Raw genomic sequence first — 20264 nt, forward strand, 5'->3', positions numbered from 1 at the left:
CATGACACGCAAGCTGTTCGGAACCGACGGGGTGCGCGGCACCGCGAACACATACCCGATGACCGCCGAAATGGCGCTGCGGATCGGGGCCGCTGCGGGCCGCTATTTCCGCAATGACGGGTCGAACGAACACCGGGTGGTGATTGGCAAGGACACCCGCCTTTCGGGCTACATGTTTGAAAACGCGCTGACGGCGGGGCTGACCTCGACCGGGATGAACGTGTTTCTGCTGGGGCCGGTGCCGACCCCGGCGGTGGGGCTTCTGACCACCTCGCTGCGGGCGGATATGGGGATCATGGTGTCGGCCAGCCACAACCCGCACCACGACAACGGGATCAAGTTCTTTGGCCCCGACGGGTTCAAGCTGTCGGATGAGGCCGAGGCCGAGATCGAACGGCTGACCGAGGAGGGGACCGAACCCGCGCAGGCCAATAACATCGGCCGGGCCAAACGGATCGACGATGGCCGGTTCCGCTATGGCGAGCGGATCAAGGGCACCTTCCCGGCGGGGATGCGGCTGGACGGGCTGAAGGTTGTGGTCGATTGCGCCAACGGCGCGGCCTACAGGATCGCCCCCGAAGTCCTGTGGGAACTTGGGGCTGATGTGGTGCCCGTGGGTGTGTCGCCCAATGGCACCAACATCAATGACAACTGCGGATCGACCAGCCCGCGCACGGCGGCCGAGGCGATTGTCACCCATGGCGCGGACGTGGGCATCTGTCTGGATGGTGACGCCGACCGGGTGATGATCCTTGATGAAAACGGGCGCGTCGCCGATGGCGACCAGATCATGGCTCTGATGGCGGGCCGCTGGGCCGATGCCGGGCGGCTGGCCCACGGCACGCTGGTGGCGACTGTGATGTCGAACCTTGGGCTGGAACGTTACCTTGAAGGGCGGGGCCTGCATCTGCAACGTACCAAGGTCGGCGACCGCCACGTGGTCGAGGCGATGCGCGCGGGGGGCTTCAACCTTGGCGGGGAGCAGTCGGGCCATATCGTGATGACCGACTATGCCACCACTGGCGACGGACTTTTGGCGGGCCTTCAATTCCTTGCCGCGATGGTCGAGACGGGCAAGCGCGCCTCCGAGTTGTGCCATGTCTTCGAGACTGTCCCGCAGATGTTGAAAAATGTCAGGTATTCGGATGGAAAAGACCCGCTTTCGGACCAGAAGGTTCGAAAAGTGATAGCCGAGTCCGAGGGGCTTTTGTCCGGCAAGGGCCGGTTGCTGATCCGCCGGTCGGGGACAGAGCCGCTGATCCGGGTGATGGCCGAATGCGAGGATGACGGGCTACTAACTCAGGTGGTCGAGGGGATCGTGGCCGAGGTGCAGGCCGCGGCGGGCTAGGCCCGGGGTCCGAATATCCGCGTCGGTCGGCCGCGCCACTGGCTGACCGCCAGCCCAAACAGGATCAGCCCAAGCGCCACGAAGAACCGCCACGGCAGGTCTTCGGACAGCACCAGCCAGCCGAAGACGACCGACCACAGTGGCACCTGATAATTGACCAGCGTCATGAAGACCGCCCCGGCGCTGCGGATCACCAGCACCCGCAACAGCGCGGCCAGTGCCGTCGGCACAAATCCAAGGAACAGGATCGCCCAGCCCGACCGCGCGCCAGTCCAGCTGGGGACGCCTTCGACCAGCAGCATCGCCGGGATCAGGATCGCCGCGCCCACGACCAACGTGAAGGCCGCCAGCGTGATCGGGTCCACCGGCGGGCAGCGCCGGGTCATGACCGAGGACACGGCATAAGAGACGGAGGCCCCGATGCAGGCCAGTTGCGCCAGCGGTTCCGCCCCCTGTCCCAGCGCCATCAGCCCCGGTCCGATCAGCACCAGCGCCCCGGCAAAGCCGATCACCACCCCCAACGCCTTTTGCCCGCTGAGTTTTTCGTCGCTGAACACATGGGCCAGCGGCAGAACGATCAGCGGCAACGCTGCCATCGAAATCCCGGCAAAGGCCGAGGGCACATATTGCTGGCCCCAGCTGAGCAGGGAAAAGGGCAGGGCGGTGTTAAATGCACCGATGGGAATGAGGTAGATCATCGCCGCCCGGCTTGGCAGGGGTCGCCCCATCGCCGCCATCAGGGACAGAAGGGCCAGCGCGCCCAGCGTGGTGCGGGCGCAGGCGACGGTCAGAGGGCCATAGCCTTCGAGTGCGATGGACACGACCATGAATGTCCCACCCCAGATCAGCCCGAGGGAGATCACGGAAAGCCAGTTCGCGGAGGTCGGTGCCTGTGTCATGCCGCGCCATATCGCGCCGCAAGGGGCTTGTCATCAGGGGATTGCAATATTGTAAGCATCGGCTTACCGTAAGTAATGTCTTACCAAGAATCACTCGCGGCGCTCGCCGATCCGACCCGCAGGCAGGTGTTCGAAACGCTGGCCCGCGCCCCCGGCCCGGTCGGTCAAATCGCCAAGAGCCTGCCGGTCAGCCGACCGGCCGTGTCGCAACATCTGAAGGTGTTGTCGGATGCCGGTCTGGTCGTGGCACGGCAGGACGGAACCCGCCGGATCTATAGCGTCGATCCAAAGGGATTGGCGGAACTGCGCCGCTGGCTGGACGGATTCTGGACCGACGTGATGGACAGGTTTGCAAGCGAAATCAATACTCTGGAGCCCAAAGATGACTGACCCCATTATCAAGACGGTGATCGTGAACTGCGATCCCGCCCGCGCATTCGATGTCTTTGCAAACCGGATTGCGGACTGGTGGCCGCTAGATGGGCATGCGGTATCGGCGGCGGCCGGGAAGGCGGCGCTGGCGGTCACGATCGAGCCGCGCGTGGGCGGCGCGGTCTACGAGACGATGCATGACGGTGGTCGTGCCGACTGGGGAGAGGTGCTGATCTACGATCCCGGGACGCGGCTGGCGATGACGTGGCACCCCGGCAACAATGGGGATAACCCGACCCGGGTCGAGGTCAGTTTTGCCGCCACCGACGACGGGCGCTGCGCCGCGACCCTGACCCACACAGGGTGGGAGGTCTGGGCCGATCAGGCGGGCCCGCGCCGGGACAATTACGACAAGGGCTGGGATTTCGTGCTGGGCGAACGGTTCGTCAACGCGATTTGACCGGGGCAGGTGGGGTGACGCACTCTATGCGCCCAGCAGGTAGATCATCGCCACAAGCCCAGCGAGGGCGCAATGGCACAGGGTGAAAGCCACACCGACCCATCGCCAGCCGCCGACCTGCGGAGTGGCCCGCGCCCGAATGAACACGGCGCGGGTCAAGGCCGCAAGATAAAGCGTCAGCCCAGCGGTCAGGAAACCCGACGATAGCGTTAACGCCCTTGGCCCAAGTGCCAGCTGAGGCAGCATCGGCAGCAGAACGGCGGCCGGAACGAAGATCAGCCCGACACCATAATTGCCGATCCAGAACGTATCGCCCAGCCCAAGCCGTCCGGCCAGCAGATCTTGGAACCAGCCGGGGGAGAAGATCCGCCGGCGCTCTTCCAATGTCTTGGCGAGGTCGTCGAATTCGGACATCCTGCTTTCCTGACTAGGCGGCCTTGAAGGCGGCATGTGCTTTGCCGGCGGCCACGCTGTCGGCGACAAAAGCCACAAGGGCGGCCCCCATTGCAAGGATAGACAGCCAGAAGGTATTGCCGAAAGAGGCGAAGGCCAGTGCAAGCCCGGCTACGACGGTGGCAATGATCGAGGCCTTTTCCCAGCCGCTGAGGTCGAGAAGCGCGAGGCTAGCCAGTTTCGGAATTCCAACCACCGCTCGCCCAAGCGAGAGCATCCGGGCAAAGCGTTCAAGATCGCTGCCTCTCTTGACTGCTGCGCCGATTGCGCCAACTTGCTTCGCTATCTTGCCGCCGCATTTGGTGCAGATATTAGCCCCGGCGCGGGCGACTGCTTTCTGGTTCAGCGACTGGTAGGCGCCGACGGCGGCCATGGCCATGGTTATCGCATCCGCAAGGCATTTGCAGACCGCTCCGATCAGCGTGTCAAGGCAGGCCTTCTTGCGCTTGGACATATTTGCCCCGAACGGCGCGGTCATCAGCACCTTTCCGTCCTGCATGAGGGTCAGCGCCTCTTCGGTTTCGATCAGGCTCATCGGGCTAAGCCCAATGTCCAGCCCCTGAGCGGTGAGTGCGGAAATCGGCTCTGGCGGGATCATGAACTGTGCCTTCAGCCTGTCCTGATCTTTGGGCGAAAGCGCGCGGATTTCCGCGCCTTCGTCGGACGCAAGCAGGTCATCCCAGGCCTGCCGCAGCACCGCGTCCGTCTCTGCGGGCGAAAGCGGGGCCTCGCGCGGGGCGGCGGCCAACAATGGCGCAGCCGTGTCGAGGCCTGCAAGGTCATCGGGATCGGGAAGGGCGGCCAACATATCGAAAAACTCCGGGTCAAACATTTCCGGGTCGTACTGAATTCCGCTTTGGGTGTGGGTAATCATTTTAGTCCCCTTTCGGGCGCTTTTTGAGAATAAATGCGTCAATCAAAGTGCCTTCAGGCTAGGATCTGGCCGCGCAGGGCGTCAATCCCGGTATTCCCGACCCCAAAACGAAAACAGCCCGCCGGATGGCGGGCTGTTCTGTTGATTTTGGACCGACTTAGTTCTTCGACTTGTCGACCATCTTGCCCTTGGAAATCCAGGGCATCATGGCGCGCAGCTTTTCACCGACCTGTTCGATCTGGTGTTCGTCGTTGATCCGGCGGGTTGCCTTGAAGAAGGGCTGACCCACGGCGTTCTCCTGCATGAAGTCACGCACGAACTTGCCGGTCTGGATGTCGGTCAGAACCGCCTTCATCCGGGCCTTGGTTTCGTCGTAGGGCAGGATGCGCGGGCCGGACACGTATTCGCCGTATTCGGCGGTGTTCGAGATCGAGTAGTTCATGTTGGCGATGCCGCCTTCGTAGATCAGGTCCACGATCAGCTTCACTTCGTGCAGGCACTCGAAATAGGCCATCTCGGGCTCGTAGCCGGCCTCGACCAGGGTTTCAAAGCCCATGCGGATCAGTTCGACCAGACCACCACACAGAACGGCCTGTTCGCCGAAGAGGTCGGTTTCGCATTCCTGACGGAAGTTGGTTTCGATGATGCCCGAGCGGCCGCCGCCGATTGCGGAGCAGTAGGACAGACCGATTTCCATGGCCTTCCCGGTGGCGTCCTGATGAACGGCCACAAGGCAGGGCACGCCGCCGCCTTTGGTGTATTCGCCGCGCACGGTGTGGCCCGGGCCCTTGGGGGCCATCATGATCACGTCAACGCCGGGCTTCGGCTCGATCAGGCCGAAATGCACGTTCAGACCGTGGGCGAAAGCAATCGCCGCGCCTTCGCGCAGATTGTCGTGCACGTATTTCTTGTAGGTCTCGGCCTGAAGTTCGTCGGGCATGGTGAACATGATCACGTCACACCAGGCGGCGGCTTCGGCAATCCCCATGACCTGCAGGCCTTCGCCTTCGGCCTTGGCGGCAGAGGGGGAACCTTCGCGCAGAGCGACGACGAGGTTCTTGGCGCCCGAGTCGCGCAGGTTCAGCGCGTGGGCATGGCCCTGCGAGCCGTAGCCCAGAATGGCAACTTTCTTGTCCTTGATCAGGTTCACATCGCAATCGCGATCGTAATAGACGCGCATCGGTTTCGTCCTTCATGCGGGTTTCGATTGGGGCGCACCCTAGAAGGGCGGCGCTGGAATGGCGAGGTGGGGCGGCGTGGTATTTTCGCGAATTGTGAAGTTGTTATTCGCGGAAATTTAAAATAGTGAAAAATTCATGCTTGATGACACCGACCGCCGCATTCTGCGCCTGCTTCAGGACGATCCCGCGCAATCCCTGCCGGACCTGGCCGAGGGGTGCGGGCTGACCGTGGGCCGCCTGACCCGGCGGATCGACAAGCTGCGCGCCGATGGCATCCTGCGGGGGCAGGAGGCGGTGATCGACTGGAGGGCGCTGGGGTTTGAGGTGGCGGTCTCCCTTCGGGTGACGCTGGACAAGACCGACCCGCGCGCCTTTGATGACTTCATCGACGGGGCCCGCGCCGTGCCCGAGGTGATCGAGATCCAGACCTTTCTTGGTCGCGTCGATGTGCGGCTGCATATCGTGGCCCGCGACCTTGCCCATTGGCAGGCAATCTACCGCGACCGGGTTCTGACCCTGCCGCATATCGCGGATATCGAGGCGCTGATGCTGGTGGCCACGGTCAAGGCAGAGGAGGCATTGCCGCTGTGATTGAGGTTGACGAGATTGACCGGACGATCCTGCGGGCCTTGCAGGATGACGCGGAGCTGACGGCCAGCCGTCTGGGCCGCCGTCTGGGCCTGTCGCAGCCCGCCACATGGCGGCGCATCCGCAGGCTTGAGGAGGCGGGGGTGATCGCGGGCCGCCGGCTGGTGCTGGACCGGGAAAAGCTGGGCTTTGGGGTGACGGTGTTTCTGGGGGTGAAGCTGGCGGCAAAGGGTCGGGTCAGTCTGGAGGATTTCGAACGTGCGGTCAGTGCCATCCGCGAGGTGCAGACGGTGGAACATGTTCTGGGGCTGTATGATTACCGCCTGCGGGTCGTGGCCCGCGATCTGGCGGATTTCGAACGGGTGCTGCGCCGCCGGATCATGACCCTGCCGGGGGTCGGCAATGTCGAGGCGAATGTGCTCTTGTCCGAGGAACGCCGCCCCGGACCTATCTAGGCAACGAACAGCGCCCGCGCCTCGCGTCCGGTGATTTCCGGGCGCGACAGCTCGCCCACCGCCTCGACCTCTTCCAGTTCGGGGAACAGGCGGATGATTTCCTCGCGGGCCTCTTCCTCGACCGCGTTCAAGGCGTAGCGGGCGGGGAACAGGCTTTCGGTTGGGGCGCCTTCGGCAAAGACGATCTGATGCCTGTCGAACAGGAAGTGGAAGTATTCGATTTCCGCCCGGGGTGCGCGCGTCACGCGGGCATCGTCGACCAGATGTTTCGCGGCGACCAGCACCTCTTCGGTGCCATACAGAAGTTCGGCCTGCGTGCCGAACACCAGCATCCGGTGATTGGGCGACACGTACAGATCGCGGTAGTTGCCGATACTGCCGGCACGGAACCGGATCGGGGCATTCATGCCGCTGGCGTCCACCTTGCGCGACCCGATCCAGCGGATCGGCTGAGCGCCCGCGTCAAGGGTGAGAACCAGATCGCCCTCGGTCAGGGTTTCTACGTATCGCGGCCCATCGGCTGTGTCGATCAGCGTTCCGCGTGCCACGCAAATCACGGCCAACAGGTTGTTTTCACCTGAAAACTGTCCGTCTGCCGGTTCTTCAGTCCCACCGTCGATCAAGCCGCTTTCATTGTAGTCGATGTCGGAAAACTGGTCGATCGTCAGGGTTTCGAGGCCCGCCGCGACATCGGTCAGGTCTTCGCCCGCGGCGATGAACAGCTGGCCAAGGTCTGGCGCGGTCGGGTCGTCCGAGGTCAGCGTATTGGCGTTGAACCCAAGGTAGGTATCGCCAAGGTCGGCGGTGGCGTTGTCGATGACGACCGACCCGCTGCTGTCGCTGGTGTAGCTGTATTTGACCGTTCCGGAGAGGTAGTCAGCGACGCTGTCATAGACCACGATCGAGGTGATCTCGCTGTCGGCGGTGATGGCGCCAGTGGGGCTGAGGTTGATGGCGGTGATGACGATGATGTCGTCGGGTTCGAACACCATTTCGCCGCCCGACACCGTGGTCTGGCCTTCGTTCAGGTAGCCGCCGTTCGGGTTGCCCTTGACCGACGCGTTGTTGAGGATGTTGTAGCCGTTAAGAACAAACTGCCCCTCCGACGGAGCAACCGCCGAAGTCCCGGTAAACCTTGCCATTTTCTGCCTCAATACCGCTGTGCGGCACATTATTAGAACCGGTTTTCCCGGCATTGTGCCCAATTTGGTGCGGAAAGATGGCATAAATAAGGCAGGTCTTTCAGGAAAGCCCTGAAACTCTTTGCCTTTGCAATTGCCCCGCGTTTGCGCCTAGCAATTGGCAACCAAGAAATGGAGAGCCCGATGACCCGCACCCCTGTCGATCCCGATGGCCTGATGGAATTTTCGGTCGTGTTCACCGACCGGTCCCTGAACCATATGAGCAAGGCATTTCAGCAGGTGATGCTGGATATCAACGCCATGCTGAAAGAGGTCTACAAGGCCGATCACGTGGCGATCGTCCCCGGTGGCGGCACCTATGGGATGGAGGCCGTCGCCCGCCAGTTCGGCAACGGGGCGCACGCGATGATTGTCCGCAACGGGTGGTTTTCCTTCCGCTGGAGCCAGATTTTCGACGCTGGCCAGTTCACCCGCGAAACCACCGTCTTCAAGGCCCGCCAGACCGGCAACGACAGCCGCGCGCCCTTTGCCCCGGCCCCGATTGAAGAGGTCACGCAGGCCATTCGCGACGCCAAGCCGGATGTGGTTTTCGCCCCCCATGTGGAAACCAGCGCCGGGATCATCCTGCCCGATGACTACGTGACCGCGCTGGCCGCCGCCGCGCATGAGGTGGGCGCGCTGATGGTGCTGGACTGCATCGCGTCGGGCTGCGCCTGGGTCGATATGAAGGCAACCGGGGTCGATGTTCTGATCTCTGCCCCGCAAAAGGGCTGGTCGGCGACCCCGTCTGCCGGTCTGGTGATGATGTCGGACCGGGCCAAGGCCCGGATGGCAGAGACCACGTCGAACAGCTTCGCCATCGACCTGAAGAAATGGCATTCGATCATGGAGGCCTATGAAAACGGCGGCCATGCCTATCACGCGACCATGCCCACCGACAGTCTGCGCGCCTTCCGGGACACCATGCAGGAAACCCGCGACTACGGGTTTGAAAAGCTGCGCGCGGCGCAATGGGCGCTGGGCAATGGCGTGCGCGCGATGCTGGCCGACAAGGGCGTCCGGTCGGTCGCCGCCGAAGGGTTTGGCGCGCCGGGCGTGGTGGTCAGCTATACCGACGATCCCGACGTCCAGAACGGCAAGAAATTCGTCGCGCTGGGGATGCAGATTGCCGCCGGCGTGCCGCTGGCCTGTGACGAGCCGGAAGATTTCCGCACCTTCCGCCTTGGCCTGTTCGGGCTGGACAAGCTTTATGATGTGGACGGCACCCTTGCCCGGCTGCGGGCGATCGTCGATCAGGTGATCTGATGGCGGGCGGCTGGGCCAAGGATGGCGCGGTATCCGAACAGATCGAAGCCTCGATCGAGGACGAACTGAAGCGGATGCAGGCCCGGCCCGCGCCGGTGGGCGACAGCCTGACCCATTGCGCGGAATGCGACGAGGAGATCCCCGAGAAGCGCCGTGTGGCGATCCCCGGCGTGAAGCTGTGCGTGGAGTGTCAGCAAGAGCGGGATGGACAGAAAAAGATCCGCGGCGGGATCAACCGCCGCGGATCGAAGGACAGCCAGCTGAAGTAGCGAGGTCAGCCTTTCACCGAGCCATCGCTTAGCCCGGAAACGAGGTATTTCTGGGCAATGAGGAAGACCACGGTGATCGGCACCCCGGACAGGATCGCCGCCGCTGCGAAGTCACCCCAGAGGTATTTGAATTCGTTCAGGTACAGCCGCGATCCGACGGCCAGCGTCATCTTGTCTTCGGACCGGATCAGGATCGAGGCCAGAGGGTAGTCATTGATCACCCCGATGAAGACCAGAACGAAGACAACCGCCATGATCGGCACCGCCAGCGGCAGGAAGATCATGCGGAAACTTTGCCAGGGCGTTGCGCCGTCGATTGCCGCCGCCTTGTCCAGCGCCGGGTCGATCGAGTCGAAGTACCCCTTGATGGTCCAGATATGCATCATCACACCGGACAGGTAGACCAGCACCAGCGACCAATGGCTGTCGATCCCGATGATCGGGGAAATGTCGCCCATGCTGTCGAAGATTGCGAACAGGGCGATCAGCGCCAGCGTGGTCGGGAACATCTGGACGATGAACAGGCTGTCCAGAAGCGCGGCCCGCCCCCGGAACCGAATCCGGCTGAAGGCATAGGCCGAGATGGTCGAGACCCCGAGAACCCCGAAGGCCGCGATCAGCGCCACCTTGACCGAGTTCCACATCCACAACAGGACGGGGTAGGGCGGTTCGATCACCGTCCCATCGGCGCGGGTATAGTCCAGCCCGAAGGCCAGATACCAATGTTCCAGCGTCGGGTTGCGCGGGATCAGTTCACCAACGGTGAAGTTCCCTTCGCGGAACGAGATGGAGATCACCACGAGGAAGGGGAACATGACCAGCGCGAGGAAGAACAGCATGAACCCATGGGCGAGGATCTTGCGGGTGCGCAGCGTGCCTTTGTGTTCGACGATCATGGGTCAGACCTTTGCTGTGGCGCGGCGCATGGCCACGAAATTGGCGTAGGCGATCAGCGAGACCAGAAGGAAGATCAGCAAGGTGATCGCCCCGGCCAGACCGAATTGGGTGCCGCTGTCGATAAAGGCGATCCGATAGGTGAAAGACCCCAGGATATCGGTTTCGCCCGCCGGGATGATCGTGCCGGGAATATCCGGCCCGCCCCGCGTCAGCAGAAGCACCAGCACAAGGTTGTTGAAGTTGAACGCGAAGGAGGCCAGCAGAAGCGGAAGGAAGGGCGGCAGGATCTGCGGCAGGGTGATGGTGAAGAATACCCGCACCGGACCGGCCCCTTCCAGATAGGCGGCCCTTTTTTGTTCTGCCGGGACCGATTGCAGGAACCCCATGGCCAGAAGCATCATATAGGGATAGCCCAGCCAGGTATTCACGGTCAGGATCATGATCCGCGCCAGCGTCCCGTCGGTGTTCCAGTCCGGCCGCAGGCCGAACAGCGCTTCGAGGATCATGTTGATCTCGCCGAAGTTCTGGTTGAACAACCCTTTGAACACGAGGATCGAGATAAAGCCCGGCACCGCGTAGGGCAGGATCAGAAGGATCCGGTAGGCGGCTTTGAACCGCATGTGTTCCCATTGCAGGATCACCGCCAGCGTCAGCCCGATCGCAAAGGTCAGCACGACCGAGGCAACGGCGAAAACCACCGTCCAGATGAAGATGCGCGCCATCGGGGCCCGGATCCCGTCCGAGGTGAGGATCCGTTCGAAGTTCGCGAAACCGATATTCGTGCGCCAGCCCGGCGGTACGGTTTCGCCCGCGTCGGTGACGTAGAACCCCGTGTCATGGTCCGGGGTGAGGATGGCGCCGGTTGCGACCTGCAGCAGCGATCCGTCCTGTTGCAGGGTGTATTCCGGGGTGACGCTGGCAAACTCGCGCAGACCCGCATTGCGCAGCGGCGTGCCATCGGGAAGGGTCACCTCGACCTCGGCCAGCCCGGTCCGCAGTTGCACCGCCGCCCGGCGTTCCAAGAGGTCGGCGGGTGGGGCGGGCACAGGCGATGCGGCGACGCTTGCCGGGGTGCCGTCAAGCGCGACCGGATCGGACAGAAAGCCGCCCGTGTCATCGCCGAAATAGATGCGGTATGCGTCGCCTTCGGCGGCAACGGCGAAGGGTTGTGCGGTCGCGGGATCAACCGTCTTACGTGACAGGATCACCTCTTGCGCCCGCTCAAACGTCAGCAGGTTGAACGACCCGTAATTCGTGAACCCAAGGTAGATCGTGTAGAGAATGGGGAAGACCACGAAGAGGGCCATCGTGGCGATGCCGGGAAAGATGAACCGCGCGAAGTAATAGCGCCGGAACCCGAAGATGAAGAACAAGCCCAGTGCAACCAGCGTCAGAACCACGCCGAACAGCGGTTGGCCGATCAGGTAGACCGTCCATGCGGCATAGAGCAAGACCAGTGTGAGCAGGCCCACGGCGGCCAAATAGGCCAGTGTGGCTACGGAAAACGGCCGGGCAGCCGGCTGTGCGCTATCAATCTGGGACATGGAACCATCCGTCTTCGGGAAGGGGGGCGGGCCGCGCTGGCCCGCCCGTTTGGTCGTGCCGCGCGGCTTATTCGCCGAGGATGCGGGCAGCGGCGTCGTTCAGCGCGTCTTCGACCGAGGCCGCACCCGAGGTGATGTTGCCCAGTGCCGGGCCCATCGCGCTCCAGAAGGCGCCCATTTCGGGGTTGGACGGCATCGGCACGCCGACGGCGGCGTTGGCCAGCGTCGCGGCGACCTTGGGGTCGGCCTGTGCGGAACCGGCAGAGATGTCGGCCAGCGCGCCAAGGTTGCCACCCGCGTTCCAGGTGGCCAGGCCTTCGTCGGTCAGGATGTAGTTTTCCAGCAGTTCAACCGCCAGATCCTGGTTCGGCGAAGCGGCGTTGACGGCGGCGGAATAGACGCCAAGGAACGCCGGGGAGACCTGACCGTTGACGGTCGGGATCGGGGCCACGGCGATGTTGCGGCCAGCGCCTTCGTAGCCGGACCACGACCACGGGCCGTTGATCACCATGGCGACCTCGCCATTGGCCATTGCGCCGTCCATGACGCCATAGTCCACGCCCTCGGGCAGAACGCCGTTGTCGAACAGCGACCGCAGCACGTTGCCGCCGATCATTGCGCCGTCGTTGTTCACGCCGGTGGTGGAGCCGTCATAGACGCCGTCGACCTTCTGGAAGGCAAAGCCGCCATTGGCCATCAGCATCGGCATGGTGAAATAGGTGTTGTTGTAGTCCCACAGGATCGGGGCCACGCCTTCGGGCAGGTCCAGCGCGGCGATCTCTTCGAAGGACGCCGGGGGCGTGTCGATCAGGTCGGTGTTGTAGACAAGGCCGATGGCTTCGACGGACACCGGGTAGCCCCAGACGTTCCCGCCCGAGGTCACGGCGTCCCATGCGGTCGGCAGGATGCCGTCAACGACGCCGGCCGAGGGGGTGACCGGGGAAATCAGGCCACCAGCGGCCCATTCGCCGAAGCGGTCATGCGCCCACAGGACGATATCGGGGCCGTCACCGGTGGCTGCGGCTTGCTGGAACTTCTCGGTCAGCGGGTCGACGACTTCGACCTTCACTTCGATGCCAAGGTCGGCGGTGAACGCCTCGGCGGCAAGCGCGAGGTTCTCGTTGCCCTTGTCGCCACCCATCCAGATGGTGATCACGCCATCTTCGAATGCGGCGGCCGGAAGGGCCGTGGTCATCAGCAGCGCGGCGGCTGCAAAGGTCTTGGTTGCGGGCTTCATGGTCTCTCTCCCAGAGTTGATAAGGTGCGGGCGGCTGCCCGCGGTCTGCACTTCAGCCTTTCGTTGCGGCGAGGGTGATCCCCGCCCCATCGAGATAGGCAAAGCCATTGGCACCAAGGGACAATTGCCCCCCGGCGATGGTGACATACTGCGACGGCCCCACTGGGGCGGCCGTGCCGGTGATCTTCAGCGTGACGGGCGTTGCCGACAGGTTGAACAGGCAGGTCAAGACCTGCCCCTTCGCAACCCGCCGGAAGGCGAGGACGGGTTCCGGCAGGTCCAGAAATTCGGTCTTGCCGCTGTGCAGGGCAGGGGCGGATTTCCGGAAGGCGATGGTGTCGCGATAGGCGTGCAGCACGCTGTCGTTTGCGGCCTCTTGCGCGGCGACCGTGCGGGCCAGATGCGGCGGTTTGACCGGCAACCAGGGCGTGCCGGTGGAAAACCCGCCATGCGCGCCGTCATCCCAGACCATCGGCGTCCGGCAACCGTCGCGGCCCTTCACCTCGGGCCAGAAACGCAGGCCGGGTGGGTCGGTCAGTTCGGAATATTCCAACTCTGCCTCGGGCAGGCCCAGTTCTTCGCCCTGATAGATGCCGATGGTCCCTTCGAAGGCCATCAGCAGCGCAACCGACTGCCGGGCCAGCGCGTCGTGATCGACGGAATGTTCGGCCCAGCGGGTCACATGCCGGGGCACGTCATGGTTGGAAAAGCTCCACGAGGGCCAGCCATCGGGGGCCGCCGCCTTATAGGCCTCGATCGCGCCCCGGAAATGCTTGGCCGAAAACCCGGGCGACAGCATTTCGAAGTTGTAGCACATGTGCAGCCGGTCGGTTCCACGGGTGTATTCGCCCATGATCTTCATGCCGGTTTCGCCGCCGTCCCCGACCTCGCCCACCATCATCCGGGCGTCATAGCTGTCGGTCAGGGCTCGCATCCGTTGCAGAAAGGCGATGTTTTCGGGCTGGTTCTTGGACCGGGTGTATAGCTGCCAGCCATAGGTTTCGCGCGGTGGGTTCTTGGCGGCGTCCGGGTTGGCGGGGTTGTCGCGCTGGGCGGCGTCGTGGAAGTAGTAGTTGACGGTGTCCAGCCGGAAGCCGTCCACGCCCCGGTCCAGCCAGAACCGCATCACGTCAAGGATCGCGTCCTGCACATCTGGGTTGTGCATGTTCAGGTCGGGCTGTTCGTTCAGGAAATTGTGCAGGTAGTACTGCTTGCGCCGGGGTTCCCATTCCCAGGCGGGGCCACCGAAGACGGACAGCCAGTTGTTGGGCGGGGTGCCATCGGGTTTCGGATCGGCCCAGACGTACCAGTCGGCCCGGTCGTTGGTCCGGCTGGCGCGGCTTTCGCCGAACCAGGGGTGCTTGTCCGACGTGTGAGACAGCACCTGATCAAGGATCACCTTCAGACCAAGGCCATGCGCCTTGTCCACCAGCGCGTCGAAATCATCGAGCGTGCCGAACAGCGGGTCGATGTCGGTATAGTTCGACACGTCATAGCCCATGTCCTTCATCGGCGAGGTGGCGATGGGGCTGAGCCAGATCGCATCCACCCCGAGAGAGGCGACATGATCGAGCCGCGAGATGATTCCCTTCAGGTCTCCGAGCCCGTCCCCGTCCGAGTCCTGATAGGACCGGGGGTAGATTTGATAGACAATCGCGCCGCGCCACCAATCGGACATTTTCGGACTCCTTCCCTCACTGATTCCTGCCGCTTTTAGCAGCGGAGGTTCAAAATTCAAAACGTTTTAAATTCTGCGCTGCAGCGTGGTGGAAAAAATTTGATGTGTGCAAAGAAAACAGGTGAAATGTAGTTTCAAAACGTTTTATAGAACTGTCCATGACAACGCTAAAGGACATCGCGAAAGAGCTGGGGCTGTCGCCTGCGACGGTCAGCCGTGCCTTGAACGGGTTCCCCGAAGTGGGGGCCCGAACCCGCGCGACTGTCGAAGAGGCCGCAGAGCGGATGGGATATCGCCCGAACCCGCTTGCCAAGAAGCTGGTGTCGGGGCGGTCGGGCATGATCGGGCTTGTCCTCAAGCCCGATGGCTCGTCGCAGGCGGATCCGACGTTGCACGAAATCATGTTCGGCCTGTCCGACCAATTGGCGCAGCGCGACATGGATCTGGTGTTTCATGCGTCGTCGTCGGACGACCTGCTGGAGCCTTATAAGCGGCTATTGGACAAGAACATCCTTGACGGGTTCATCCTGAACGCGCCCGAGGAGGATGACCCGAGGATCCGGTTCCTGCAGGAGCGCGATGTGCCTTTCGTGGTCCATGGCCGGGCGGCCGGGCATGACTATGCCTATTACGATATCGACAACCGGGGGCTGGCGCGGGACTCGGTCGACCTGCTTTTGAACCTTGGGCACCGGCGGATTGCGCTGCTGAACGGTCAGGCGGGCCGCAGCTATGCCCAGGACCGCGAAGCGGGCTATCGCGACGCGATGGGCCGCGCCGGGCTGACCGTGCCGGAGTTCGCGGTGCAATACGGACCAGCGAACGAGGACCACGGTTATACCAAGGGCCTTGCGCTGCTGTCGGGGCGGTTCGGGCCGCGCCCGACCGCGATTTTCTGCGTCTCGACCCCGGTTGCCGCGGGTCTGTACCGCGCTGCGCAGGACATCGGCCTGTCCATTCCCGGTGACCTGTCGGTCATCGCACATGACGATGCGGTGCCGCAGATGCGCGCCGTCAATTTCGAACCGGCGCTGACCGTCACCCGGTCGCCGCTGCGCGACGCCTGCAAGCCGCTGGCGGCCAAGATGGAGGCGCTGCTGAAAGGTGCCCCGGCCGATATCCTGCAAACCCTTGCCCCTGTCGACCTGATCGCCCGGAATTCCACCGGGCCCGTTCCCACCGAAGGAGAGACCCCATGGTAACCGACACAGCCCTGTCCGTGGATCACCTGTTCAAATCCTATGGCCCGGTCAACGTGCTGAAGGATATTTCCGTCAGCATGGGCAAGGGAGAATTCCTTGTCCTTGTCGGCCCGTCGGGTTGCGGGAAATCCACCCTGCTGAACTGCATCGCCGGGCTGGAGGAAACCACCGGCGGGCAGTTGCACATCAATGGCCGCGACGTGACCGAACTGCCGCCGCGTGACCGCGACATTGCGATGGTATTCCAAAGCTACGCGCTTTACCCGACTATGTCGGTGCGCGAAAACATCGGCTTTGGCATGAAGATCCGCAAGATCGCAAAGGCGGAAATGGATGCGAAGGTGGATGAGGTGGCCAAGCTGCTTCAGATCGATCACCTTCTGGACCGCAGGCCCAGCCAGCTGTCGGGCGGTCAGCGGCAGCGGGTGGCCATGGGCCGTGCCCTTGTCCGCGATCCGGCCCTGTTCCTGTTCGACGAACCCCTGTCCAACCTTGACGCCAAGCTGCGGGTCGAAATGCGGGCCGAGATCAAGCGCCTGCACCAGACCACCGGCGCGTCGATTGTCTATGTCACCCACGACCAGATCGAGGCGATGACGTTGGCGACCAAGATCGTGGTGCTGAAAGACGGGATCGTGCAGCAGATCGGCACGCCCGAAGATATCTATCACCGCCCGGCGAATACCTTTGTCGCGGATTTCATGGGCTCCCCGCCGATGAACCTGCTTCCGGCCGAGGTGGTGGGGGGCGACACGCTCAGGCTGGATGACAGCCATAGCATTGCCGGGCTGCCCCTGCCCGAAGCCGCGCGCAAGGCTGGCCGGGTCACGCTGGGCATCCGGCCCGAGACGTTCACTGCCGGGTCCGCCCTGACCGTGGCCCCGACCATGTCGGAAAACACCGGGTCGGATACCTATCTATCGTTCCGGCTGGGTCAGACCACGCTGACCGCGCGACTGCCCTGGCATTTCCAGGTTGCCGATCGGGTGGGTCTGGACCTTGATCCGGGGCGGTTGTGCTATTTCGACAGCACCACCGGCGAAGCGCTTTCGGCCTAGGCCGGGGCGGCGGGGCGCGCGGCGGGTCTGCGCGCCATAACCGCCGCAAGTCCGATGCCGGACAGGATGTGCCACATCCCCCAGAAGGCGGCGACAACGGCCATGCCCCCCAGCCCCCCGAAGAAGCCGAAGATCAGGATCAGCCCAAGGCCGGAATTCTGAATGCCGGTTTCGATGGTGATCGCGCGCCTATCGAAAGCGGACAACCCCGCGACGGTCGCCGCGGTATAGCCCGTGGCCAGCGCCAGCCCATTGTGCACCAGAACCAGCGCCGCGACCACGCCCGCATATTGCAGGAACAGCGCCCAATTGGCGGCCAGCGACAGGGCGACGAAGGCGATGAAGATACCCATCGACACATATTGCATGGGCCGCCGCAGCCGGGCCGACAGGTCGGGCCGCCGAACGTTGACCGCCATGCCCACACACAGCGGCAGCACCAGCATCAGCCCCACGGTGATCGCCACCGACATCGGGTCGATCGAGGTTTCCCGCAGGATCGCCCGCGTCGGAGCGTAAAGACTGCCCCAAAAGGCGATGTTCAGCGGGGTCATCACGATGGCGCTGACGGTTGAAAAGGCGGTCATCGACACCGACAGCGCTGCGTTCCCGCCTGCCCGATGGGTGATGAAGTTCGAGATATTCCCGCCCGGACAGGCGGCGACAAGGATCATGCCCAGTGCGATCGACGGCCGGGGCGCGGTTGCCATGACAAGGCAAAGCGTCAGCGCGGGCAACAACAGGAACTGCGACACGAGCCCGGTGATCAGCGCCTTTGGCGTTTGCAGAATCCGTTTGAAATCGACCGGCTTCAGCTCCAGCGCGATGGAGAACATGACGATGGCCAGCACCGCGTTCAGGATCGTCAGGCTGGTTGGTGAGAAATTCAGGACAACATCGTCAATGGCAAGATCGGTGGGGGTCATTGCCTCTCCTGTTCGGTCGTCTGCGACTTGTGTTTCGCCCGACTGTGATACAGCTTTGCCCAAAGTCCAAGGAAATCCGGGTATCGTCCTGTCTGGGGTGGTTTGTTCCCGGGAGGCAGGACAACAGACCAAAGGGGCAGGCGTGGCGGGCAAAGGGCAGGCACATCCGATCAACGAATTGCTTCAGGCCCGATTGCGGATGGCCGACCCGAACGATTGGCGGATCACCGCGCTGCGCCGTCTCTTGCAAGGGGTGGATGGTCTGTCGCGGGGCCTGACCGGGCAGCCGTTCTTTGCCCTGCGCGAAACCGCTGAAATCCTGACCGAACTGGATGGCCGCACCGGCGACGCGCTGATCCGCGCCCTGCTGGAGATGAAGGGCGGCACGACCGTCCGGCCGCATGGGCTGTCACATGTGCCAACCGTTGGCCCGGTGGTGATCGCGTCGACCCATCCCATCGGCACTTTCGATTTCATCGCCCATGCCGCCGCCCTTCTGGATCGCCGCCCCGACCTGAAGGTCGTCGCGGGCCGCGAGGCAGAGCGGTTTCTGGGCCCCGACCGCATCGTTGCCGTGGATTTCGACAAGCGCGACAAGGTGCTGACCGCGCGCCAGACCCGCGCCGGGATGCTGGCGCATCTGCAGGCGGGCGGGGCGCTTCTGGTGTTTGGCTCGGGCCGGGTGCCGGGGCAGAAACGGGGCCTTTTGGTCGAACGCCCGTGGCGCACCGGGGTGACCCATGTGTCCGACAAGGCGGGGGCGCTGATCGTCCCGGCTTCGGCCGATATGCGCAATTCGCGTCATTTCTACCGGACCCGGACGCTGGCAAAGGTGCTGAGCGGTGGCAACGAAGAGGTCGGCCACAGAGTTGCGACCCTGCGCTATGGGTCCGAACTGATCGCCAAGCTGGGGGGCACCTATGATGTGCACTATGGCGCGCCCCTGCCGCCGGGGACCGCGCCAGAGGTGCTGAAGGCCGCGGCAGAGGGGCTGGTTCCGGGGCTCTATGTGCCTGCTGACAGGCGTGTGTAGTCCGCCCGAACTACGGTTTGAACCGTCGACGAACAAGAGGCACGAGGCCGCCCGGGTGGGCGGGCGTGTACCGGGCCGTAAGCGTCCCGGCGGGGACAAAGTTACACCTAGCCCCGCGCCCCAAGCCCCATCTGCATCAGGGTCTTGCGGATCGGTGCAGCGCCGTAAAGCGCCTCGATCCCCTTGGCCCGAAGGTCGCGCAGCAGGGGGCTTCCGGCGATAGAGGCCCGGTTCAGCGCATCGACACCGCGCACCCGCAAGACCACCTCCGGATGCCTGCGCCGGTCATAAGCGGCCAGCATCTGCGCGTCGCCCAGACCCTCGGGCCGGGCCGCGGCAAGGTCCAGCAGGCAGATCATATCCGCCAGCGACATATTCAGCCCCTGCGCCCCGATGGGCGGCACCACATGCGCGGCCTCGGCCACCAGTGCGACCCGCTCGGCCACCATCCGGTCGGCGATCTGCCCGATGATCGGCCAAACCTGCCGGGGCGAGGCAAGCGTCAGCGGACCATAGACCCCGGCGGACCGTTCCGTGGCGGCGGCGTTGAAGTCAGCCTCGGACAGGGCTGCAAGGCGCAGCGCCTCGGCCCCGTGGTCCATCCAGACGACGGCAGAGCAGGGCCGCCCGCCATGGTCCGGCAGGGGCACAAGGGTGAAAGGGCCGCCGGTGCGGTGCACCTCGGTCGAGACATTGCCATGAGGCGCGTCATGGGTAACGGCAAAGACCACGGCCTTTTGGCCATAGCGCAGGGTCTTCACCCCGATGCCCACGGCCTGCCGCACCGGCGAGGCGCGCCCATCCGCCCCGATCAGCAGCCGGGCGCGGACCTGCGTGCCGTCGGTCAGGGTGGCAATCGCCTCTCCGGTCCGGGTCAGGACGGATTTGAACCCGGTGCCGGGGCGAAAATCGACGTTGTCCAATTCCGCCAGCCGCGCCGCCATTTCCCGGCGCAACAGCCAATTGGGCAGGTTCCAGCCAAAGGGCAGGTCCGAGATTTCCTCGGCCACGAAATCGCGGGTGACGCGGGGGGTGGGTTCTGCGCCGCCCGCATCGACGATGCGCATGGTTTCCAGCGGCATGGCATGGGGCGCCAGCCGGTCCCAGAGGCCCGCGCGGTCCAGAAAATCGCGCGACGGCTGCAAAAAGGCGGTGGTGCGCAGGTCCGCGCCCTCGGCATCGGCGGCCGTGACGGGCGGGGTAGGGTCGACGCAGATCACCCGGAACCCGGCCGTGCCAAAGGCCGCCGCGGCGGTCAGCCCGGCAACTCCGCCGCCGGAAATCAGGATATCGGTGTCGATGCGTGTCATGGGGCGCAGGTTACGCCCGCGCGGGGGCGGCTG

21 protein-coding genes are annotated in these 20264 nt (G+C 63.9%); 10 read left to right on the top strand and 11 right to left on the bottom strand.

Features of this window, described 5'->3' with window-relative positions:
* Window position 1 precedes the first annotated feature (1 nt).
* Window positions 2-1348: a phosphoglucosamine mutase gene (gene glmM, locus EU803_RS02735; RefSeq protein ID WP_129679506.1), complete on the top strand. Its 1347-nt coding sequence runs from the start codon at window positions 2-4 to the stop codon at window positions 1346-1348.
* On the opposite strand, the gene EU803_RS02740 is transcribed toward glmM, so the two are convergent.
* Window positions 1345-2247 carry a DMT family transporter gene (locus EU803_RS02740; RefSeq protein ID WP_129679508.1) on the bottom strand — a complete coding sequence of 301 codons (903 nt, stop codon included), beginning with the start codon at window positions 2245-2247 and terminating at the stop codon, window positions 1345-1347. The two genes, glmM and EU803_RS02740, sit on opposite strands and share 4 nt — an antisense overlap.
* A gap of 75 nt (window positions 2248-2322) precedes the next feature.
* Between EU803_RS02740 and EU803_RS02745 the strand changes: the two genes are divergently transcribed.
* Both EU803_RS02745 and EU803_RS02750 read left to right on the top strand, forming a co-directional pair.
* Window positions 2323-2637: a metalloregulator ArsR/SmtB family transcription factor gene (locus tag EU803_RS02745; RefSeq protein WP_129679510.1), complete on the top strand. Its 315-nt coding sequence runs from the start codon at window positions 2323-2325 to the stop codon at window positions 2635-2637.
* The gene (locus tag EU803_RS02750; protein WP_129679512.1) at window positions 2630-3079 is read left to right on the top strand and encodes an SRPBCC domain-containing protein; all 450 of its coding nucleotides are present in this window, start codon (window positions 2630-2632) and stop codon (window positions 3077-3079) included. The genes EU803_RS02745 and EU803_RS02750 overlap by 8 nt, the downstream gene beginning before the upstream one ends.
* A gap of 24 nt (window positions 3080-3103) precedes the next feature.
* Here the strand turns inward: EU803_RS02750 and EU803_RS02755 are convergent, their stop codons facing one another.
* From EU803_RS02755 to ilvC, 3 genes are all read right to left on the bottom strand, one after another.
* Entirely contained in the window at window positions 3104-3493 is a 390-nt protein-coding gene (locus tag EU803_RS02755; RefSeq protein WP_129679514.1) for a hypothetical protein, read from the bottom strand.
* A gap of 13 nt (window positions 3494-3506) precedes the next feature.
* Window positions 3507-4406 (bottom strand): hypothetical protein, encoded by a 900-nt coding sequence (locus EU803_RS02760; RefSeq protein ID WP_129679516.1) that lies wholly within the window; start codon window positions 4404-4406, stop codon window positions 3507-3509.
* Window positions 4407-4563: 157 nt separating this feature from the next.
* A complete protein-coding gene (gene ilvC / locus EU803_RS02765) occupies window positions 4564-5586 on the bottom strand; it encodes a ketol-acid reductoisomerase (RefSeq protein ID WP_129679518.1) in 1023 nt (340 codons plus the stop codon).
* A gap of 136 nt (window positions 5587-5722) precedes the next feature.
* On the opposite strand from ilvC, the gene EU803_RS02770 reads away from it, so the two are divergent.
* Entirely contained in the window at window positions 5723-6178 is a 456-nt protein-coding gene (locus EU803_RS02770) for an Lrp/AsnC family transcriptional regulator (protein WP_129679520.1), read from the top strand.
* Window positions 6175-6630: an Lrp/AsnC family transcriptional regulator gene (locus tag EU803_RS02775; RefSeq protein WP_129679522.1), complete on the top strand. Its 456-nt coding sequence runs from the start codon at window positions 6175-6177 to the stop codon at window positions 6628-6630. Before EU803_RS02770 ends, EU803_RS02775 begins: the two co-directional genes overlap by 4 nt.
* On the opposite strand, the gene EU803_RS02780 is transcribed toward EU803_RS02775, so the two are convergent.
* Window positions 6627-7772: a Hint domain-containing protein gene (locus EU803_RS02780; protein WP_165352759.1), complete on the bottom strand. Its 1146-nt coding sequence runs from the start codon at window positions 7770-7772 to the stop codon at window positions 6627-6629. The two genes, EU803_RS02775 and EU803_RS02780, sit on opposite strands and share 4 nt — an antisense overlap.
* 183 nt (window positions 7773-7955) lie before the next feature.
* Here EU803_RS02780 and EU803_RS02785 point away from each other — a divergent pair, with 183 nt between their 5' ends.
* Both EU803_RS02785 and EU803_RS02790 read left to right on the top strand, forming a co-directional pair.
* The gene (locus tag EU803_RS02785) at window positions 7956-9077 is read left to right on the top strand and encodes an aminotransferase class V-fold PLP-dependent enzyme (RefSeq protein WP_129679526.1); all 1122 of its coding nucleotides are present in this window, start codon (window positions 7956-7958) and stop codon (window positions 9075-9077) included.
* Window positions 9077-9346, top strand: coding sequence for a DksA/TraR family C4-type zinc finger protein (locus EU803_RS02790; protein WP_129679528.1), 270 nt, complete (start codon window positions 9077-9079; stop codon window positions 9344-9346). Before EU803_RS02785 ends, EU803_RS02790 begins: the two co-directional genes overlap by 1 nt.
* A 5-nt stretch (window positions 9347-9351) precedes the next feature.
* Here EU803_RS02790 and malG read toward each other — a convergent pair whose 3' ends face one another.
* The 4 genes from malG to EU803_RS02810 form a co-directional block, all read right to left on the bottom strand.
* Window positions 9352-10242, bottom strand: a complete 891-nt coding sequence (malG, locus tag EU803_RS02795) for a maltose ABC transporter permease MalG (RefSeq protein ID WP_129679530.1) — start codon at window positions 10240-10242, stop codon at window positions 9352-9354.
* Between the two features lie 3 nt (window positions 10243-10245).
* Window positions 10246-11787 carry a maltose ABC transporter permease MalF gene (gene malF, locus EU803_RS02800; protein ID WP_129679532.1) on the bottom strand — a complete coding sequence of 514 codons (1542 nt, stop codon included), beginning with the start codon at window positions 11785-11787 and terminating at the stop codon, window positions 10246-10248.
* Window positions 11788-11854: 67 nt separating this feature from the next.
* Entirely contained in the window at window positions 11855-13024 is a 1170-nt protein-coding gene (gene malE, locus EU803_RS02805; protein ID WP_129679534.1) for a maltose/maltodextrin ABC transporter substrate-binding protein MalE, read from the bottom strand.
* A 52-nt stretch (window positions 13025-13076) separates the two neighbouring features.
* Entirely contained in the window at window positions 13077-14702 is a 1626-nt protein-coding gene (locus tag EU803_RS02810) for an alpha-glucosidase (RefSeq protein ID WP_129679536.1), read from the bottom strand.
* 158 nt (window positions 14703-14860) lie between these two features.
* Between EU803_RS02810 and EU803_RS02815 the strand changes: the two genes are divergently transcribed.
* Window positions 14861-15904, top strand: a complete 1044-nt coding sequence (locus tag EU803_RS02815) for a substrate-binding domain-containing protein (protein ID WP_129679538.1) — start codon at window positions 14861-14863, stop codon at window positions 15902-15904.
* Entirely contained in the window at window positions 15898-16962 is a 1065-nt protein-coding gene (locus EU803_RS02820; RefSeq protein WP_129679540.1) for an ABC transporter ATP-binding protein, read from the top strand. The genes EU803_RS02815 and EU803_RS02820 overlap by 7 nt, the downstream gene beginning before the upstream one ends.
* On the opposite strand, the gene EU803_RS02825 is transcribed toward EU803_RS02820, so the two are convergent.
* Window positions 16959-17888: a bile acid:sodium symporter gene (locus EU803_RS02825; RefSeq protein WP_129679542.1), complete on the bottom strand. Its 930-nt coding sequence runs from the start codon at window positions 17886-17888 to the stop codon at window positions 16959-16961. The genes EU803_RS02820 and EU803_RS02825 overlap by 4 nt on opposite strands.
* A gap of 142 nt (window positions 17889-18030) precedes the next feature.
* Here EU803_RS02825 and EU803_RS02830 point away from each other — a divergent pair, with 142 nt between their 5' ends.
* Window positions 18031-18921 carry a 1-acyl-sn-glycerol-3-phosphate acyltransferase gene (locus tag EU803_RS02830; protein WP_129679544.1) on the top strand — a complete coding sequence of 297 codons (891 nt, stop codon included), beginning with the start codon at window positions 18031-18033 and terminating at the stop codon, window positions 18919-18921.
* Window positions 18922-19028: 107 nt separating this feature from the next.
* On the opposite strand, the gene EU803_RS02835 is transcribed toward EU803_RS02830, so the two are convergent.
* A complete protein-coding gene (locus tag EU803_RS02835) occupies window positions 19029-20231 on the bottom strand; it encodes a UbiH/UbiF family hydroxylase (protein WP_129679545.1) in 1203 nt (400 codons plus the stop codon).
* Window positions 20232-20264: the final 33 nt, after the last annotated feature.

The organism is Loktanella sp. IMCC34160, assembly GCF_004145845.1.
In the GTDB taxonomy this organism is placed as follows: domain Bacteria; phylum Pseudomonadota; class Alphaproteobacteria; order Rhodobacterales; family Rhodobacteraceae; genus SELP01.

Coding starts and splice junctions, on each gene's coding strand:
- ilvC (WP_129679518.1), bottom strand. CDS start 5,586: ATGCGCGTCTATTACGATCGCGATTGCGATGTGAACCTGATCAAGGAC.
- EU803_RS02770 (WP_129679520.1), top strand. CDS start 5,723: ATGCTTGATGACACCGACCGCCGCATTCTGCGCCTGCTTCAGGACGAT.
- EU803_RS02820 (WP_129679540.1), top strand. CDS start 15,898: ATGGTAACCGACACAGCCCTGTCCGTGGATCACCTGTTCAAATCCTAT.
- EU803_RS02740 (WP_129679508.1), bottom strand. CDS start 2,247: ATGACACAGGCACCGACCTCCGCGAACTGGCTTTCCGTGATCTCCCTC.
- glmM (WP_129679506.1), top strand. CDS start 2: ATGACACGCAAGCTGTTCGGAACCGACGGGGTGCGCGGCACCGCGAAC.
- malE (WP_129679534.1), bottom strand. CDS start 13,024: ATGAAGCCCGCAACCAAGACCTTTGCAGCCGCCGCGCTGCTGATGACC.
- EU803_RS02785 (WP_129679526.1), top strand. CDS start 7,956: ATGACCCGCACCCCTGTCGATCCCGATGGCCTGATGGAATTTTCGGTC.
- EU803_RS02780 (WP_165352759.1), bottom strand. CDS start 7,772: ATGGCAAGGTTTACCGGGACTTCGGCGGTTGCTCCGTCGGAGGGGCAG.
- EU803_RS02790 (WP_129679528.1), top strand. CDS start 9,077: ATGGCGGGCGGCTGGGCCAAGGATGGCGCGGTATCCGAACAGATCGAA.
- EU803_RS02750 (WP_129679512.1), top strand. CDS start 2,630: ATGACTGACCCCATTATCAAGACGGTGATCGTGAACTGCGATCCCGCC.
- EU803_RS02745 (WP_129679510.1), top strand. CDS start 2,323: ATGTCTTACCAAGAATCACTCGCGGCGCTCGCCGATCCGACCCGCAGG.
- EU803_RS02815 (WP_129679538.1), top strand. CDS start 14,861: ATGACAACGCTAAAGGACATCGCGAAAGAGCTGGGGCTGTCGCCTGCG.
- malF (WP_129679532.1), bottom strand. CDS start 11,787: ATGTCCCAGATTGATAGCGCACAGCCGGCTGCCCGGCCGTTTTCCGTA.
- EU803_RS02835 (WP_129679545.1), bottom strand. CDS start 20,231: ATGACACGCATCGACACCGATATCCTGATTTCCGGCGGCGGAGTTGCC.
- EU803_RS02760 (WP_129679516.1), bottom strand. CDS start 4,406: ATGATTACCCACACCCAAAGCGGAATTCAGTACGACCCGGAAATGTTT.
- EU803_RS02825 (WP_129679542.1), bottom strand. CDS start 17,888: ATGACCCCCACCGATCTTGCCATTGACGATGTTGTCCTGAATTTCTCA.
- malG (WP_129679530.1), bottom strand. CDS start 10,242: ATGATCGTCGAACACAAAGGCACGCTGCGCACCCGCAAGATCCTCGCC.
- EU803_RS02755 (WP_129679514.1), bottom strand. CDS start 3,493: ATGTCCGAATTCGACGACCTCGCCAAGACATTGGAAGAGCGCCGGCGG.
- EU803_RS02810 (WP_129679536.1), bottom strand. CDS start 14,702: ATGTCCGATTGGTGGCGCGGCGCGATTGTCTATCAAATCTACCCCCGG.